At 60.5% G+C, this 16,130-nt stretch carries 16 protein-coding genes; 8 read left to right on the forward strand and 8 right to left on the reverse strand.

Going from position 1 to position 16,130, the window contains the following annotated elements; genetic code table 11:
• Window positions 1-114: 114 nt before the first annotated feature.
• Complete coding sequence (locus DXT88_RS14540) at window positions 115-471, forward strand: FKBP-type peptidyl-prolyl cis-trans isomerase (RefSeq protein ID WP_016835606.1); 357 nt, start codon at window positions 115-117, stop codon at window positions 469-471.
• A gap of 47 nt (window positions 472-518) precedes the next feature.
• The gene (locus DXT88_RS14545; protein ID WP_016835605.1) at window positions 519-773 is read left to right on the forward strand and encodes an acyl-CoA-binding protein; all 255 of its coding nucleotides are present in this window, start codon (window positions 519-521) and stop codon (window positions 771-773) included.
• A gap of 82 nt (window positions 774-855) precedes the next feature.
• Here DXT88_RS14545 and DXT88_RS14550 read toward each other — a convergent pair whose 3' ends face one another.
• The 4 genes from DXT88_RS14550 to DXT88_RS14565 form a co-directional block, all read right to left on the reverse strand.
• Window positions 856-1,839 carry a 2-hydroxyacid dehydrogenase gene (locus DXT88_RS14550; protein ID WP_265214489.1) on the reverse strand — a complete coding sequence of 328 codons (984 nt, stop codon included), beginning with the start codon at window positions 1,837-1,839 and terminating at the stop codon, window positions 856-858.
• Window positions 1,840-1,856: 17 nt separating this feature from the next.
• Window positions 1,857-3,230 carry a sodium:proton antiporter gene (locus tag DXT88_RS14555; RefSeq protein ID WP_265214538.1) on the reverse strand — a complete coding sequence of 458 codons (1,374 nt, stop codon included), beginning with the start codon at window positions 3,228-3,230 and terminating at the stop codon, window positions 1,857-1,859.
• A gap of 191 nt (window positions 3,231-3,421) precedes the next feature.
• Window positions 3,422-4,594: a nicotinate phosphoribosyltransferase gene (pncB, locus tag DXT88_RS14560; RefSeq protein ID WP_029363799.1), complete on the reverse strand. Its 1,173-nt coding sequence runs from the start codon at window positions 4,592-4,594 to the stop codon at window positions 3,422-3,424.
• A 144-nt stretch (window positions 4,595-4,738) separates the two neighbouring features.
• The gene (locus tag DXT88_RS14565) at window positions 4,739-5,947 is read right to left on the reverse strand and encodes an ABC transporter substrate-binding protein (RefSeq protein WP_029363798.1); all 1,209 of its coding nucleotides are present in this window, start codon (window positions 5,945-5,947) and stop codon (window positions 4,739-4,741) included.
• A 350-nt stretch (window positions 5,948-6,297) separates the two neighbouring features.
• On the opposite strand from DXT88_RS14565, the gene fdxA reads away from it, so the two are divergent.
• The 5 genes from fdxA (at window position 6,298) to nth (ending at window position 10,993) form a co-directional block, all read left to right on the forward strand.
• A complete protein-coding gene (gene fdxA / locus DXT88_RS14570) occupies window positions 6,298-6,621 on the forward strand; it encodes a ferredoxin FdxA (RefSeq protein WP_016835599.1) in 324 nt (107 codons plus the stop codon).
• A 192-nt stretch (window positions 6,622-6,813) separates the two neighbouring features.
• Window positions 6,814-7,896, forward strand: coding sequence for an NAD(P)/FAD-dependent oxidoreductase (locus DXT88_RS14575; protein ID WP_265214490.1), 1,083 nt, complete (start codon window positions 6,814-6,816; stop codon window positions 7,894-7,896).
• 354 nt (window positions 7,897-8,250) lie between these two features.
• Window positions 8,251-9,486, forward strand: a complete 1,236-nt coding sequence (locus tag DXT88_RS14580) for a polyhydroxyalkanoate depolymerase (protein ID WP_029363796.1) — start codon at window positions 8,251-8,253, stop codon at window positions 9,484-9,486.
• 140 nt (window positions 9,487-9,626) lie between these two features.
• Entirely contained in the window at window positions 9,627-10,346 is a 720-nt protein-coding gene (gene rsxB / locus DXT88_RS14585; RefSeq protein ID WP_265214492.1) for an electron transport complex subunit RsxB, read from the forward strand.
• A complete protein-coding gene (gene nth, locus DXT88_RS14590; protein WP_016835595.1) occupies window positions 10,343-10,993 on the forward strand; it encodes an endonuclease III in 651 nt (216 codons plus the stop codon). Before rsxB ends, nth begins: the two co-directional genes overlap by 4 nt.
• Before the next feature lie 38 nt (window positions 10,994-11,031).
• Here nth and DXT88_RS14595 read toward each other — a convergent pair whose 3' ends face one another.
• Entirely contained in the window at window positions 11,032-12,276 is a 1,245-nt protein-coding gene (locus DXT88_RS14595; protein ID WP_265214493.1) for a branched-chain amino acid ABC transporter substrate-binding protein, read from the reverse strand.
• 184 nt (window positions 12,277-12,460) lie between these two features.
• Between DXT88_RS14595 and DXT88_RS14600 the strand changes: the two genes are divergently transcribed.
• Window positions 12,461-12,880, forward strand: coding sequence for a DUF1841 family protein (locus tag DXT88_RS14600; protein ID WP_265214494.1), 420 nt, complete (start codon window positions 12,461-12,463; stop codon window positions 12,878-12,880).
• 88 nt (window positions 12,881-12,968) lie between these two features.
• Here the strand turns inward: DXT88_RS14600 and DXT88_RS14605 are convergent, their stop codons facing one another.
• The 3 genes from DXT88_RS14605 to DXT88_RS14615 form a co-directional block, all read right to left on the reverse strand.
• Window positions 12,969-13,322: a c-type cytochrome gene (locus DXT88_RS14605; protein WP_265214495.1), complete on the reverse strand. Its 354-nt coding sequence runs from the start codon at window positions 13,320-13,322 to the stop codon at window positions 12,969-12,971.
• 12 nt (window positions 13,323-13,334) lie between these two features.
• Window positions 13,335-13,649: a c-type cytochrome gene (locus tag DXT88_RS14610; RefSeq protein WP_016835591.1), complete on the reverse strand. Its 315-nt coding sequence runs from the start codon at window positions 13,647-13,649 to the stop codon at window positions 13,335-13,337.
• Window positions 13,650-13,895: 246 nt separating this feature from the next.
• The gene (locus tag DXT88_RS14615) at window positions 13,896-16,019 is read right to left on the reverse strand and encodes a site-specific recombinase (RefSeq protein ID WP_265214498.1); all 2,124 of its coding nucleotides are present in this window, start codon (window positions 16,017-16,019) and stop codon (window positions 13,896-13,898) included.
• Window positions 16,020-16,130 lie beyond the last annotated feature (111 nt).

The following is a 16,130-nucleotide window of genomic DNA, read 5'->3' on the forward strand; positions in this document are numbered from 1 at the left end:
CAGCAACGCAGCATATACATGCGCAAAACGCAGAGAGAACGGGCCTTTCAGGGCCCTTTTCTTCCGGACGCGCGGCTAAAACACGGCACAAACATACTCTTTGAAAGGAAACAAATGTCTACTATCGCTACCTCCTCTGGACTGCAATACGAAGAAATCCAGGTTGGCGCCGGCGACGAAGCCAAGGCAGGAAACCACGTCAGCGTGCATTACACCGGCTGGTTGCAAAATCCGGATGGCAGCGCCGGCAGCAAATTCGACTCGAGTAAAGACCGCAACGATCCGTTTGCGTTCCCTTTGGGCGCAGGCCATGTGATCAAGGGCTGGGACGAAGGCGTCCAGGGCATGAAGGTCGGCGGCGTCCGCAAGCTGATCATCCCTGCTGCGCTGGGCTATGGCGCACGCGGCGCCGGCGGCGTCATTCCACCGAACGCGACGCTGATTTTCGAAGTCGAACTGCTCGCGGTTTAAACGGGTTAAGCGGTTTTACATCGTCTCAAGGCTATCCAGGAGGAAACATGAGTTTGCAGGAACAATTTGAACAGACTGTCGCCGAGTCCAAGAACCTGTCGGAACGCCCCGACAACATGACCCTGCTGAAGATGTACGGCCTGTACAAGCAAGGTAGCAGCGGCGATGTGCAAGGCGACCGTCCCGGCATGACCGACTTTGTCGGCCGCGCCAAGTGGGATGCCTGGGAAGCCCTCAAGGGCTTGCCGCAAGAGGAAGCGCAGCAGCAGTACATCGACCTGATCGCCGAACTGAAGGGTTGATCCCCTCTGCGAAAGCAGCATCCGGAAAATAAAAAACCCGCCTCGGCGGGTTTTTTATTGCCTTCATAGCAATTCCTGATGCTTACCGCTTTGGCTGAACGTCGCGGTTAAGCAAGTTCGGCGGTGTCTGCCCCGACAGCGCGGCGATTAGGTTGTCGGCTGCGCAATTGGCCATCGCCAGGCGGGTCGGCGTCGAAGCGCTGGCGATGTGCGGCGTCAGCACGACGTTCGACAAACCGAGGAAATCCGGATGGAAGGCCGGCTCGTTCTCGAACACGTCGAGGCCGGCGGCGGCGATTTTCCTGTCGCGCAAGGCGGCGATCAGCGCTGCATCGTCGACAATCCCGCCGCGCGCCAGGTTGATCAGCGTGGCCTGTGGCTTCATCAGGGCAAGGTCGGCGGCCTTGATGGTGTGATGCGATTCTTTCGAATAAGGCAACACCAGGATGACGTGGTCCGCGGTGCGCAACAATTCTTCCTTGCCGACATACTTCGCATTGTTGGCGCGCGCCTCCAGTTCCGGCGAGAGTTGCGAACGATTGTGATAGATCACTTCCATGTCGAAGCCCAGCGAGCGTCGCGCGATGGCCTGGCCGATGCGGCCCATGCCGATGATGCCCAACGTCGCGCCATGCACGTCCGGTCCGGTGAAACTGTCGTAGCTCCACTTCTTCCAGTGACCGGCGCGCAGCCAGTGTTCCGACTCGGTGACGCGGCGGGCGGTCGCCATCAGCAGCGCCCAGCCAAAGTCCGCGGTGGTTTCGTTGAGCACGTCAGGCGTGTTGGTGGCTTGCACGCCTGCCTTGGTGGCGGCGGCGATGTCGATGTTGTTATAGCCGACCGCCATGTTGCACACCGCTTTCAATTGCGGATTGGCGGCGAACAAGGCGGCGCTGACCGGTTCGCTCGGCGTCGAGAACAGGCCGGCCTTGCCCTGCACCTTGGCGATCAATTCGTCGGCCGAGAAGATGCGGTCTTCCTGATTGGACTCGACGTCGAAATGCTGCGCCAGGCGCTCCAGCACTTCAGGGAAAACGGCGCGTGCAACGAAGATCTTTGGTTTCATGCTTGTCTCTTTTATCGTTAAACAAAAAACAGGAAGGTCATGATGACGAACAGCGGCACCAGGATGACCAGCGACCAGGCCATGTAGCCGAAGAAGGACGGCATCCTGATGCCGCGCTCTTCGGCGATGGCCTTGACCATCATGTTGGGCGCGTTGCCGATGTAGCTGTTGGCGCCCATGAACACGGCGCCGGCAGAAATCGCAGCCAGCGTCGAACTCAGCGTGGTCATCAGCGTATGCGCATCGCCCGAGGCGGTATTGAAGAACACCAGGTAAGTCGGCGCGTTATCGAGGAACGACGACAGCAATCCGGTGATCCAGAAATACATCGCGTCGACGGGCTGGCCGTCCGGCCCGGTCACGGCGCGCACGACGGCGCCGAAGGCGCCCTCCTCGCCCGCTCGCAGCATGGCGATCACGGGAATGATGGTGATGAAAATGCCGGCGAAGAGCTTGGCCACTTCAACGATCGGCCCCCATGAAAAATCGTTGCCGGCGCGCGCGGATGTCGGCGTGCTCCACAGTGAAACCACGATGATCGCCACCAGCGCGAGGTCGCGTAACAGGTTCTGCAATTCGACCGGCGTACCCATCACGTCGAACACCACGCCCGACTTCCAGAAACCGCTCATGAGGACCAGCGCGATCACCGCCAGCAACAGCACGAAATTGAATTTTCCCTCAAAGCTGATGCCTGAATCGGGCGTCGGATCGAGCGCCGGCGGCAAGGCTTCTTCCTTGTTCTTGTAGTAGTGGAGGTCGAGCAGATAGAAGATCGCCAGCAGCGACACGCAGACGAACAAGGTCTCGGGGAAGATATTCTGCATCGTCCAGAAAAAGTCCACGCCCTTGAGGAAACCAAGGAACAGCGGCGGATCGCCCAGCGGCGTCAGCGAGCCGCCCGCGTTGGCCACCAGGAAGATGAAAAACACGACGATGTGCACCGCATGCTTGCGGTTGTCGTTGGCCCTGATCAGCGGACGAATCAGCAACATTGACGCGCCGGTGGTCCCCATGATGCTGGCCAGCACGGTGCCCAGCGCCAGCAAGCCGGTATTGAGCGCAGGCGTGCCATGCAGATTGCCGCGTACGCAGATGCCGCCGGCCACCACGAACAAGGCGGTCAGCAAGGCGATGAAGGGAATGTACTCGGCCAGCAGCGCGTGGACAGTGCCGGCTGCGGCCGTATGCACGCCGAACGTCGCCGCAAACGGCAGCAGGAATGCCGCGCCCCACGCCAATGCGATTTTGCCGAAATGATGATGCCAGAAGTGCGTGAACAGCAACGGGCCCAATGCAATCGACAGCAGCAGACCGATGAAAGGAATCCCCCACAACGCCGACAATGCGCCGCCGTCAAGATCGGCTGCATGAGCCAGTTGAGGAAGCATCAAGGCAAGGCCGAGACCGGCCGATGGCGTGAGGAGTTTTGTGCGCAATGTGGGACCTTGTGAAGACGAGAAAATCGCTATAAACGAGGCCACACTATACCAGCAAGACCGGCCATGGCGGCCGTAATCCGAGCGCATTAAAATATTTCAAGCGGCGAAATGTTCTCGCGCGTCGCAGCTCTGCCGGATGCTTATTTGATTTCGAACACCTGCCGCAAATACTTGACGTAGGCTTCGTCGTCGCACATGTTCTTGGCCGGCGTATCGGACAGCTTCGCCACCGGCTGGCCATTGCAGCGCACCATCTTCATGACCACCTGCAAGGGCGTATAGCCGAGATCGTTGGTCAGGTTGGTGCCGACGCCGAAGGCCACCTTGGCGCGGTCCTTGAAGCGCAGGTACAGCGACACCACCTTGTCGAAATCGAGGCCGTCGGAGAACACCAGCACCTTGCTCTTGGAGTCGACGCGGTTGTTGTCGTAATGCTTCAGCAGGCGTTCGCCCCATTCGAACGGATCGCCGGAATCGTGACGCGCGCCGTCGAACAGCTTGCAAAAGTACATGTCGAAATCCCGCAAAAATGCGTCCATGCCGTACACGTCCGACAAGGCGATGCCGAGGTCGCCGCGATACTCGCGCGCCCACATTTCAAAGCCGTAAATCTGCGAATCGCGCAGGCGCGGACCAAGCGCCTGACAGGCTTGCAGATATTCATGCGCCATCGTGCCGAGCGGCGTGAGGTCGTGCTGCATCGCGAACTGGACGTTGGAGGTGCCGGCGAAATGGCTGCCCATGTGCTCTTTCATCGCCAGAATCACTTCGGCGTGCCAGCTGCGCGAGAAGCGGCGGCGCGTGCCGTAGTCGGCGATCTTGCAACCTTCCAGCAAAGAATTGTCGGTCAGCAGCGCGATCTTGTCGCGCAGGCGCGCACGGCCGGTTTCGTAATCGGGCGCGCGCTGGGTCGCGCGGAAATACACTTCATTGACGATCGCCAGCACCGGCACTTCGAACAGGATGGTGTGCAGCCACGGACCCTTGACCTGGATCTCGATCTCGCCATTGCCGGCCGGCGACGGCGTCACGCTGATGTATTTTTCGTTGAGATGGAACAGATCGAGAAAGTCGACGAAATCGCTCTTGATGAAACGGAAGCTGCGCAGGTAGGCCAGTTCCGATTCGCGGAAGCGCAGGCGGCACAGCGCGGCGATTTCAGCCTTGATCTCGTCGATGTACGGCGTCAGGTCGACATTGTCGTTGCGGCATTTGAAGCGGTACTCGACCTGCGCCCCCGGGAAGTGGTGCAGCACCACCTGCATCATGGTGAACTTGTAGAGGTCGGTGTCGAGCAAGGAAGAAATTATCATGGCGCCTGACGATTCGAAAGGATCGTGTGCTGGAGAGGACAAGGGGCACTATCTTACCTTGGATGGAGAAATTCGTGCCCGCCTGCGTGGAGGGTTAATCGACGACGTAAATCGGTCCTACGCCCGGCAAGGTGTTGCGCTTGTTCAGCGCATCGCCGATGCCGGCCGGCGTCCCTTGATGTAATTGTCGTCCGGCATGTAGCGCGCGCCGTCGAGGTAATGCCATTCGGTCATGTTGCTGCGGCCGTCCTTGCATACCAGCGTCGCCACGAACGCGCCCATGCTCGATTGCTGGTCGTGAGCACGGAAGGTGATCGGCCCGACCGGCGTTTCCACTCCCAAACCGCGCATGGCCGTCACCAGTTTTTCAGAATCGACCGAGCCGGCCTTCTTGATCCCGGCGGCGATCGACATCACGGTGCTGTAGCCGAACACCGCTTGCAGCAGCGGACGATCATTGAAGCGCTTCAGATAGGCCTCGCGGAAGCGCTGATGTTCGGGCGTAGCGAGTTGCTCCGACGGATAGCCCAGCACCACCCAGTTCTTGGTGCCTTCATACTGCGCCAGCACATCGCCCAGCGTCGGACCGGCCGACATCGAGAACACGGTGGTGGCGGCGAACAGGCCCTGGCGGCTGCCCTCTTCCGCGAATTGCTGCAGGTCGCTGCCGAAGGCGGCGTTGAAGATCGCATCGGGACGCGCCTGGCGCAAAGCCTTGACGACCACCTCGGCGCGCATCTTGCCCAGCGCCGGCCATTGTTCGGCGACGAACTCGATGTCCGGACGGCGCTCTTTCAGCAGCAGTTTGAAGTTGGCGACGGCGCTTTGTCCGTATTCGTAATTGGGCGCGACGATGGCCCAGCGCCGACCCGGCAGCTTGGCGGCGGCTTCCGCCAGCATGGCGGCCTGGGTGTAGGTGGAAGGCCGCAGGCGGAAGGTGTAGCGGTTACCCTTGTCGAGCGTGATGGCGTCCGACAGGGCGTCGCCGACCACGAACAGCTTCTTTTCGGAAGCGGCGGTTTTGGCCACTGCCAGCGCCACGTTCGACAACATCGAACCGGTCAGCACGTCGACGCGATCGGTCTTGATCAACGCCTCGGCATGCCGCACGGCTTCATCGGGACTGCCGCTGTCGTCGCGCGAAATCAATTCCAGGTTGCGTCCCAGCAGGCCGCCGCCGGCGTTGATTTCGGCCACGGCCAGATCGGCGCCGTTACGGTAGGCCTGACTTGACTGCGCCACGCCGGTGTAGCTGTTGATTTCGCCGATGCGGATGTTCTCTGCCTGCGCGGCGACCGTCATCGCCAGCCCCAGCGCCAAGGCCGCTGCCAGCCCGGTCAGCGCATGCTTCATGAAACCCGTCTTTGCTTGTTCGCCATTCACTTTTGATCTTGTCCTTTGACGAATGAATATTTCATATTTACTTATACGTAATTTGTATAAGCCTCATTTGTGAGAAAAGTTGAATTGCCTTAAAATACAAGGCTTTCCAGCCGGTTGTATAGGAATTGTCGCGCGAGCGGCGGATTTGCTTGAAATCTGCCTGCAAGTGCGCCGCAATCAGGGAACATCGGGGAACAACCAGCAATTCCGGCGGCAATCGCAATCTTAGCTGCATGTGCCTCGATTGAACCGCGCCATATTGCCACTAATTCCGGCTGAGTTTGCCCAGGTTTTAAAGAAATTTTACAGATAGGACTGTTATGACCCACGTTGTGACCGACTCCTGCATCCGCTGCCGTTATACGGACTGCGTCGATGTATGCCCGGTTGATTGCTTCCGCGAAGGCCCGAATTTCCTCGCCATCGATCCCGACGAGTGCATCGATTGCGCCGTTTGCGTGGCCGAGTGTCCGGTCAATGCGATCTATGCGGAAGAAGACGTCCCGGCCGATCAGCAGGAATTCATCAAGCTCAATGAACAACTGGCGCGTTTCTGGCCTTCGATCACCAAAACCAAGGCGCCGCTGGCCGAAGCCGAGGAATGGAAAGACGTCAAGAACAAACTGGAGTTCCTGCAGCGCTGAGCCTTACCGCAGCACAGCGCCGCAACGGAGCGGCGCCGGCAACCGGCCGGCACGCTCTTCAACAGACAGCCTTCACTTCTAGCCATACAGCCAAGATCGGGAATGCATGCGCAAGCCGCCATGCAAACCTGCCTTGGCCGATAGCCAATTGAGTCTGGAAACACCCTCAACTGAAACGGAAATTGGATTTTTATGGATAACTTCAAGATTGCCGCGGCTGACGCCGGCAAGACAACGCCGATCGAAACCGATGCCGTCATCGTCGGCGCCGGGCCGGTCGGCCTGTTCCAGGTATTCGAACTCGGCCTGCTGGAAATCAAGGCGCACGTCATCGACTCGCTCGCCAACGTCGGCGGCCAATGCGTCGAGCTGTATCCGGACAAGCCGATTTACGACATCCCCGCCGTCCCTGTATGCACCGGCCAGGAGTTGACCGACAACCTGCTGAAGCAGATCGAACCGTTCGATCCGACCTTCCATCTGGGCCAGGAAGTCACCGTCGTGCAAAAGCGCGAAGACGGCCGCTTCGACCTGGAAACCTCGGCTGGCACCAAGTTCATCACCAAGACCATCTTCATCGCCGCCGGCGTCGGCTCGTTCCAGCCGCGCACGCTGAAGGTCGACGGCATCGAAGCCTTCGACGGTTCGCAATTGTTCTATCGCGTCAAGGATCCGGCCCGGTTTGAAGGCAAGAACATCGTCATCTGCGGCGGCGGCGACTCCGCGCTGGACTGGGCGCTGAACTTCGTCGGCAAGGCCGAATCGGTGGTGCTGCTGCACCGTCGCGAGGAATTCCGCGCGGCCCCGGCATCGGTGGCCAAGATGAAGGAATTGTGCGAACAGTACGAAATGCAACTCATCGTCGGCCAGGCCACGGGCTTTGAAGCCAAGGACGGCAAGCTGTCCGAAATCAAGGTCACCGGCGCCGACGGCGTCACCCGTCGCCTGCCGCTGGACATGCTGCTGGTGTTCTTCGGTTTGTCGCCAAAACTGGGGCCGATTGCCGAATGGGGCCTGGACATCGAGCGCAAGCAGTTGAAAGTGGTCGACACCGAAAAGTTCGAAACCAATGTGCCGGGCATCTTTGCGGTCGGCGACATCAACACCTATCCGGGCAAGAAGAAGCTGATCCTGTCGGGCTTCCACGAAGCCGCGCTGGCTGCTTTCGGCGCAGCGCCTTATATCTTCCCGGAAAAGAAGATCCACATGCAGTACACGACGACATCGCCGAAACTGCACAAGATCCTCGGCGTGGAAACTCCGGTTTTCGATTAAATCCTGATCAAAACCGGTTTCCGCATATCCAAGAAAAGCCCCTGCCATCCGGTCAGGGGCTTTTTCTTGGGCGCTTTGAGCCTGCATGCAGGCTCAAGATCGACATTCGGATGCCGATAATGTCGCCATAAATCGTTGAATAAAAACGCATGATTTGTACGACAACTTGAAAATTCTTTGTCGACATCTGAGTTTTTATCACGGCCCGGCGCGCCACGGCGCAAGGCAAACCGTGTTAAAATATTGCATTGCAACATAGCAAGAAAACAGAGCAATACTTGTAGTCTCGACAGCACACAATGCCGTTATGGACTAATCAGCCAGCTTCATGCGTACTATGTGTAAAGGTCAGCCATGCTTTATCAAATTCACGAATTAAACCGCGCCTTTCTCACCCCCTTGATGCAATGGGCGGAGACCTCGGCAAAACTGTTTTCCGACCCTGTTTCCCCGCTGGCCCACACGCCATTCGCACAACGTATCGCTGCCGGCTACGAACTGCTGTACCGCCTCGGCAAAGACTACGAAAAACCCGAATTCCAGATCGAATCGACCGAAATCAACGGCAAGACCGTCGATATCATCGAAAAAATCGCCGAAACCAAGCCCTTCTGTCGCCTGATCCATTTCCGCAAGGACCTCGACAGCAAGCAGCTCGCCGCGCTCAAGCAGCCTACCGTGCTGCTGGTTGCGCCATTGTCCGGCCACCATTCGACACTGCTGCGCGACACCGTGCGCGGCCTGCTGCCGAACCACGACGTGTTCATCACCGACTGGACCGATGCACGCATGGTGCCGCTCGACGAGGGCGCGTTCCACCTGCACGACTACGTTTATTACATCCAGGACTTCATCCGCACCCTCGGCCCGGATGTCCACGTGATCTCCGTGTGCCAGCCGACCGTACCGGTGCTGGCCGCAATTGCCCTGATGGCCAGCGCCAACGATCCCAAGCTGCCCAAGAGCATGACCATGATGGGCGGCCCGATCGACGCGCGCAAATCGCCGACCGCGGTCAACGACCTGGCCACCGAAAAGCCGTTCAGCTGGTTTGAAAACACCGTGATCTACAGCGTGCCGGCCAACTTCCCCGGCTTCGGCCGCAAGGTCTACCCGGGCTTCCTGCAGCACGCCGGTTTCGTCGCCATGAACCCGCGCCGCCACGCCGAAAGCCACTGGGACTTTTACATGCACCTGCGCGACGGCGACGACGAGTCGGCCGAAAGCCATCGCAAGTTCTACGACGAATACAACGCCGTGCTGGACATGCCGGCCGAGTTCTACCTGGAAACCATCAAGATCGTGTTCCAGGACTTCGACCTGCCGCAGGGTACGTGGAAGATTGACGGCAAGCTGGTGCGCCCGCAGGACATCAAGTCGGTGGCGCTGTTTACCATCGAAGGCGAACTGGACGACATCTCCGGCTCCGGCCAGACCCAGGCGGCGCAAGACCTGTGCTCGTCGATTCCTAAGTCGCGCAAGCAGCACTTCACCGCGCCCAAGTGCGGCCACTACGGCATTTTCTCGGGCCGTCGCTGGCGCGAAGTCATCTGTCCGAAAATCGGTGAATTCATCAAAGCGAATTCCTGAGCGCGCACTTCCCCGCAGCCTTTGCCTGTAACCAGGCAAAGGCTTTTTTATTGCCCGCACTCCTTAGTCCCCCCGCAGCGCCGGTTTCCGGGATAATACGGCTTCACGCCCGCCCAGCCATTTTTTCCCAGCCATCCAACGTGTCTTCCTCCGCAGTCCTTACCCTCGCCGACCAGATCGAAAACCTGCTGCCGCAAACCCAGTGCGGCAAGTGCGGCTATCCCGCCTGCCGACCCTATGCGGAAGCGATCGCCGATGGCAGCGCAGGTTACAACCAATGCCCGCCGGGCGGCGCCGAAGGCGTGGCGCGCCTGGCGCAACTGCTGGCCAGACCGCTGCTGCCGCTCAACCCCGCCAACGGCCTGGAACGTCCGCGCACGCGCGCCGTCATCGACGAAGCCGCCTGCATCGGCTGCACGCTGTGCATCCAGGCCTGCCCGGTCGACGCCATCGTCGGCGCCGCCAAACAGATGCACACCGTGCTGCCCAACCTGTGCACCGGCTGCGATCTGTGCGTGGCGCCCTGCCCGGTCGACTGCATCGCCATGGTCGAAGTCACGCCGGGTCTGACCGGCTGGCAGGCGTGGTCGCAGGAGCAGGCCGACGCCGCCCGTGCGCGGCACGATTTCCGCAGCTTCCGCCTGCGCCGTGAAAAACGGGAAAACGATGACCGCCTGGCCGCAAAAGCCGCCGCCAAATTGAAAGAGGTGGAGGCAGCCGACGCATTGACGCCGGCCGAGAAAGCCGAGCAGGACCGCAAGAAAGCCATCATTCAGGCCGCCATTGAGCGCGCACGCCTGAAAAAAGAACAAGCCGCCGTCAACGATCAACCACCAGCCAAGCACACCCGCCAGCCATGAACAGCGAAAAGCGCCGTGAAATATTCAGCCGCCTGCGGCAAGCCAATCCGACTCCGACCACCGAGCTGGAATACACCACGCCATTCGAGCTGCTGATCGCCGTGCTGCTGTCGGCGCAGGCTACCGACGTCTCGGTCAACAAGGCCACGCGCAAGCTGTACCCGGTCGCCAACACGCCGGCCGCCATCTACAAACTGGGCGTGGACGAGCTGATCCCCTACATCCAGACCATCGGCCTGTTCCGCACCAAGGCCAAGAACGTGATCGAGACCTGCCGCATCCTGCTGGAGCAGCACGGCGGCGAGGTGCCGGAGACGCGTGAAGAGCTCGAAGCGCTGCCGGGCGTGGGTCGCAAGACTGCCAACGTGGTGATGAACACGGCCTTTGGTCATCCGACCATTGCCGTCGACACGCACATCTTCCGCGTTTCCAACCGTACCGGCATTGCGCCGGGCAAGGATGTCGACGAAGTCGAACGCAAGCTGATGAAATTCGTCGCGCCGGAATTCCTGCAGGACGCCCATCACTGGTTGATCCTGCACGGCCGCTACACCTGCATTGCGCGCAAGCCGCAATGCTGGAACTGCCTCATCGCCGACCTGTGCGAGTTCAAGAAGAAGACGCCGCTGCCTGAAAAAGGCGTGTAGCCGCTGAGGCGGCACTCAGCCAGCGCTCAAGTCAGCGCTCAGTTCGCGCTGCCGCTGATGACCTTCTTTACCACCCAGCTCTGATTCTCCACCTCGTAGATGGTGAACGTGGGATTGTTGAGATCGCCTTGCTGATTGAACGAGACCGGACCCGTCATGCCGCTGAAGTGGATTGCGTGCAGCGCCTCGGCGATCTTTTTCGGCTCCATCGAATTGGCCTGCCGCATCGCCGCGATCAACACTTGGGTGGCGTCGTAGGCGAACGGCGCGAACAGCTCGATATTGCTGTCGAATTTCTGCATGTAGTTCTTTTCAAAATTCTTCCAGCCCGGCATCTTGTCCATCGGCAGCCCAGGTTCCAGCACGACGCTGCCGTTGCCGTCGGCGCCCGCTGCACGCAGGAACGGCAAACCCACCGTGCCGCTGGAGCCAATGAAGCGAATCCCTGGACTGCGTCGCTTCAGGCTGCGCGCCAGTGTCGACGCCTGCAGCTCGAGGCCGCCGAACATCACCGCGTCGGGACGCAACTTGAGGGCGTCGATCAGCACAGCATTGAAATCCGAGGTCTTGTCGCTGACACTGTGGGAGCCGACGATCTGCGCGCCGAGCTCCTTGGCCGAGCGGCTGAATTGTTCGACGAAGCCGCGTCCGAACGGCGTGCCGTCGTCCACTACCAGGAAGCGCCTGGCCTGCAGCGTCTTGACCGCGTAATCGGCGGTGTAGCTGCCCGCGCTGTCGTTGTTGCCGATGGTTCGGAAGGCGGCGCGATTGCCCTGTTGCGTGAACAGGTTGCTCATGCTGGCCGGCGATATCTGGATCACGCCGCCGGCATTGTAAATCGGCGCGGCGGCGAGACTGGCCGCGCTGTTCCAGTGGCCGATGACACCCACTACGCCGCTGCGCACCAGATAACGAGCGATCAATTCGGCGGTGCGCGGATTGGTGCGGTCATCCTGGATCAGCAATTTCAACTGGACCGGCCGGCCCTGGATCTGCAGGCCGCGCTTGTTGGCTTCGTCGACCGCGAGTTGCGCGGCGTTGGCCATGCTTTTACCGACTGCGGCGGAAGTACCGCTCAACGGGCCCGCATAACCGATCAGCACGGTCCGGCTGCCGTCGTCTTCCGGGCTGACATTGGTGCCGATTTGGGCAGCGGTCCTGGCGCTGGACCTGGTGATCGAGGCGTGCGAGGACTGGGAGAACAACAAGCACAACAGCAGCGGCGACGACAATAGCGCCGGCAACAGGAACGCGAACTGCACCCTGCAGAGCCTGAGTTTCATGAATGATGTCCCCTCATTTGGCGAGATATGACGATGTTTTTGCTCGTCTTGTAGGGACATATTACCGCAGGACAATTTCACGCGCATGACTGGTTTCGCATGCCCCAGAGAGGGGGGGGGGACCCGGACGAGTTGGCCGACACGGCGTACAATACGGCTTTTACGCGTTTCGCCAGCCGCCGCAATGTTCAACCCGTCCCAGCATGATGTCCGCCGCTTCTTTTGCGAAGCATTCCGCAAGTATCGCGCCAACGAAATTCTGACTCCGCTCGAAGCCATCGCCCGCGACTGGATCGTCGAGCATCCCGAATACGATGATGCGCTGAAAGACGTCGAACAGGCGCTGGCCGCCGATTACTCGGTCGAACAAGGACACAACCCCTTCCTGCATTTGTCGATGCATCTGTCGATCAGCGAGCAGATTTCCATCGACCAGCCGCCCGGCATCCGCAAGGCTTTCGAAGCACTGGCGCAGCGCAAGGGTTCGGCGCACGAAGCGCATCATGAAATCATGGAATGCCTGGGCGAGATGATCTGGAATTCCCAGCGCAGCGGCCTGCCGCCGGACGGCGCGGCCTATATCGAAAGCATCAAGCGGCGCTGATTTTCCTGCTCCGGAGATGCTTCCATGAAAAAGCCACGGCATGCCGTGGCTTTTTACGTTGAGGCAAAGCCTCGCTTACTTTTGCTTGTTACTTTTCCAGCACCAGCGAACCGGGCAGCTTGTGCAGGTAGGCGGCGATATCCTGGATGTCCTTGTCGGTCAGGACTTTGGCCTGGCCGGCCATGATGGCGTTGGTGCGGCCGTTCATGCCGTCGTTGCCGCGGCGATACGACACCAGCGCATGCTGCAGGTAGTCCTGATGCTGGCCGGCCAGCTTCGGATACGAAGGATCGATCGGGGAATTGAAGTCTTTGCCGTGGCAGGAAGCGCAGTTGTACTTTTCAACCAGCAGCTTGCCCGATTCGGCGTTGCCCGCCGCAGCGGCTTGCAGGGAAACAACGGAGGCAGCGGCGAATGCTGCCAAGGTCAGGATCTTGTTCATCTCGTGCTTCCCTTATTTTTGCTGTGAGTAGTAAGCAGCCAGTTCAGCGATGTCCTTGTCGGACAGGCTGCCGGCGATGCCCTGCATGGACGGATGCTTACGCTCGCCTTTTTGATAGGCCTTCAGCGCGTTCTCGATATATTTTTCAGACTGGCCGCCCAGCATGGGGACCTGGTAGACCTCGGGGAAAGTTGCCTTGTAGCCTGGAATCCCGTGACAGCCGATGCACATCGACACATTGACCTTGCCGGTGTTACCTGCAAGATCGACGGCCGAGGCCGCGCTGGCAATACCCGCGAGAGCGAGCAGTACGAAGAGTTTTTTCATATTGGCAGGGGTAAATAAAAATCAAACTAAAGCGAAACACATGACTTTTCGAAGCTGGTCCCACAGGTTTGGCTATACATTATTGGCTCAACCAATTTGGCTTATTGGATTACCTGAGCATTCTCGCCCGTCCCCTGCGATGCCAAAAAACCGGTTGATTTTACCCCAACAGCGCCGTGAGTCAATCTGTCGCAGCGCTCCAAATTACAACATCCCTCCTCCGCATCCTCATCTTATTGCGGTGCTTCAGCCTTCTTCTTCGACTTTCGACTCGCTCGGAACAGGCTTTACAGCCGTACTGGCGGCCTTTTCAGGGAATAAAAACGTCCACGGCGAGGCCGCAAAACGTCGCAGCACAGCACGAAAAACCACGCGCCGGATGCGCGCCGGGATTTCCCGCGCCCGCAAAGCCAGCGCCATCGCACACAAGAACGCGATGCCGACGTTGAGCGCGCCGATCAGCACGATACCGCTGACCGCCAGCCAGAATGCCGGCGTCGTCACGATATCCCAGCCCAGGCTGGCCCCGGCGGCCACCAGCGTGCCGGTCGCCAGCGTGACGTGACGCACGTCCAGCGGCAGTCCGAAGAACTCCGCCACTACCGGCGCCATGCCGAGCAAGACGCCCAGCGAAACGTTGCCGACGATCGTCGCGACATGGCGCTCCAGCCAGATTGCCCAGCGCGCCGCGCGGGCGGCGCCGAGCGCATGCACCAGCCGGCGCTGGTGCGCCAGTGCTTCGCGCAGGCGGCGCAAGGCGAACCAGTTGTCGGCAAATCCCGCCGCCAGGCTCGACAGCCACAGCAGGATGCCGGTCAAGGCTGCATACAAGGGCGCGGGTCCGACCAGCGACAGGCTGTGCAAGGCCGCACGGGCTTTTTCCGGCGTCATCAGCGTAGCGCCGGACGCCAGCAGGAAACCGGCCGTCATCAGCAGCATGGTCGGGATCACCGCAATCAGGTTGCCGAAAATCGCCGCCGCCTGCGAGCGCAGCAGCATGGCGGTTTCGCCGATCAGGGCGCGCAAGCCGTCGACGGTGTCCAGCTCGCCCATCTTGGCGGCCAGCGCCGGCGCCGTCACGGCCGGCTGTTTGGTCGCCAGCACGCCGCCCAGCGCGGCAATCACCAGGAAGCTGACCGCATAATTGATCGAAGCAAAGACGCCGTCGAAGAAATGCGGCAGTCCCAGCTTGGCCAGCGCGATCTTGCCCAGCACCGTGAAGGCCGTGACCACGCCGCCGATACAGGCCGCCTTGAGCATCGCGCGATAGCCGGCGCGGTCGCGCGCGATGTAATGCTCGCCGTGATCGGCGCTGCGCTCGACCATCTTGCGCGCCAGCAGCGCAAAACTGCGTCGCACCAGGCTGCGCACCGACGAGCGGCTGTGATGCGCGGCGATCAGGTCGGCCAGCAGCAATTGCACGCGACCGGCTCCGCGTCCGGTTTCGGGTTCCCGCCAGGTAGCCGAACGCACGTCGATCAGACGCCCCATGCGCGTCAGCTGGGCGCGCATGCGTTCGATGCGATAGACCAGGCTGACCGAGACGCCGTATTCGTCCAGATGCGCATAGATACGATCGGTCTGCGCCTGGCACACCGCGATCAGCATGCGCGCGCTGCGCAAGGCGCCCTCGTCGTGCGGGCTGGCGCGCAGGTATGCTTCCATCTCGCGCCGCAAGGCCATGAAGGGCGTGGCCTGCAACGGAATCTTGGGATCCAGCCGCTGGCGGAACGCCGGGCTGATGCCGTCGGCCACCACCACCGTGGTGAGATAGGTCAGCGCCTCTTCGATCTGCTGCCAGTAGGTATGCGAGATGCCGTCGTCGGCTGCCAGTTTCCACAGCCGCTCCTGCAGCTCCTGATCCAGTTCGAGCAGCCATTCGGCGTCGTCCGGGTCGGGAAACATGGCCGCGAACAAGGTCGGCAACTCACTCGGCGACAAATGCCGCGGCAACACCATCTTGAAGGCGCGTTCGGTCAGTTCGGTGAAAAAGGCCGGTTCATGCGGCAAGCCGGTGACCGAAAACAGTTCCGGCCCGCTCGCCTCGCGCAGCGTCTTTTGCAGGCAGCCCTGCACGTGGCGGCGGATGTCGCGATGCGCATCGAGCCAGTCAAGCATCGCGCGCACGCGCTGATGCTTGACCCGGCGCCAGCCTTCGGCGTCGAGCAGGGAAACCTTGGGTTGATGGCGCACCCATTCGGCGACGTCGATCATCCAGTTGGCGCGGTCATGCCAGGCGGCGTCGGGATCGGCCCGGCGCATCAGCACTTCCAGCTGCGGCCCGTGTTCGCCGTGGTGTTCGTAACGCGCTTGCAAACCGTGGCGAAAACGCCGCCAGATCACGTGCATCTTAAGAAAAAGAAACTTCATGCCTCACTCTGTTTTTATGGGGAAAAAGACATGCCGCAGCGGCAACGCCGCAGCAAATTCCCCTGACCACGCTATTTGGGGACGAAAAGCCGGCTTTCAAGCAACGGCGAA

Source organism: Herbaspirillum lusitanum (assembly GCF_026127345.1).
Taxonomy (GTDB): Bacteria; Pseudomonadota; Gammaproteobacteria; order Burkholderiales; family Burkholderiaceae_D; genus Herbaspirillum; species Herbaspirillum lusitanum.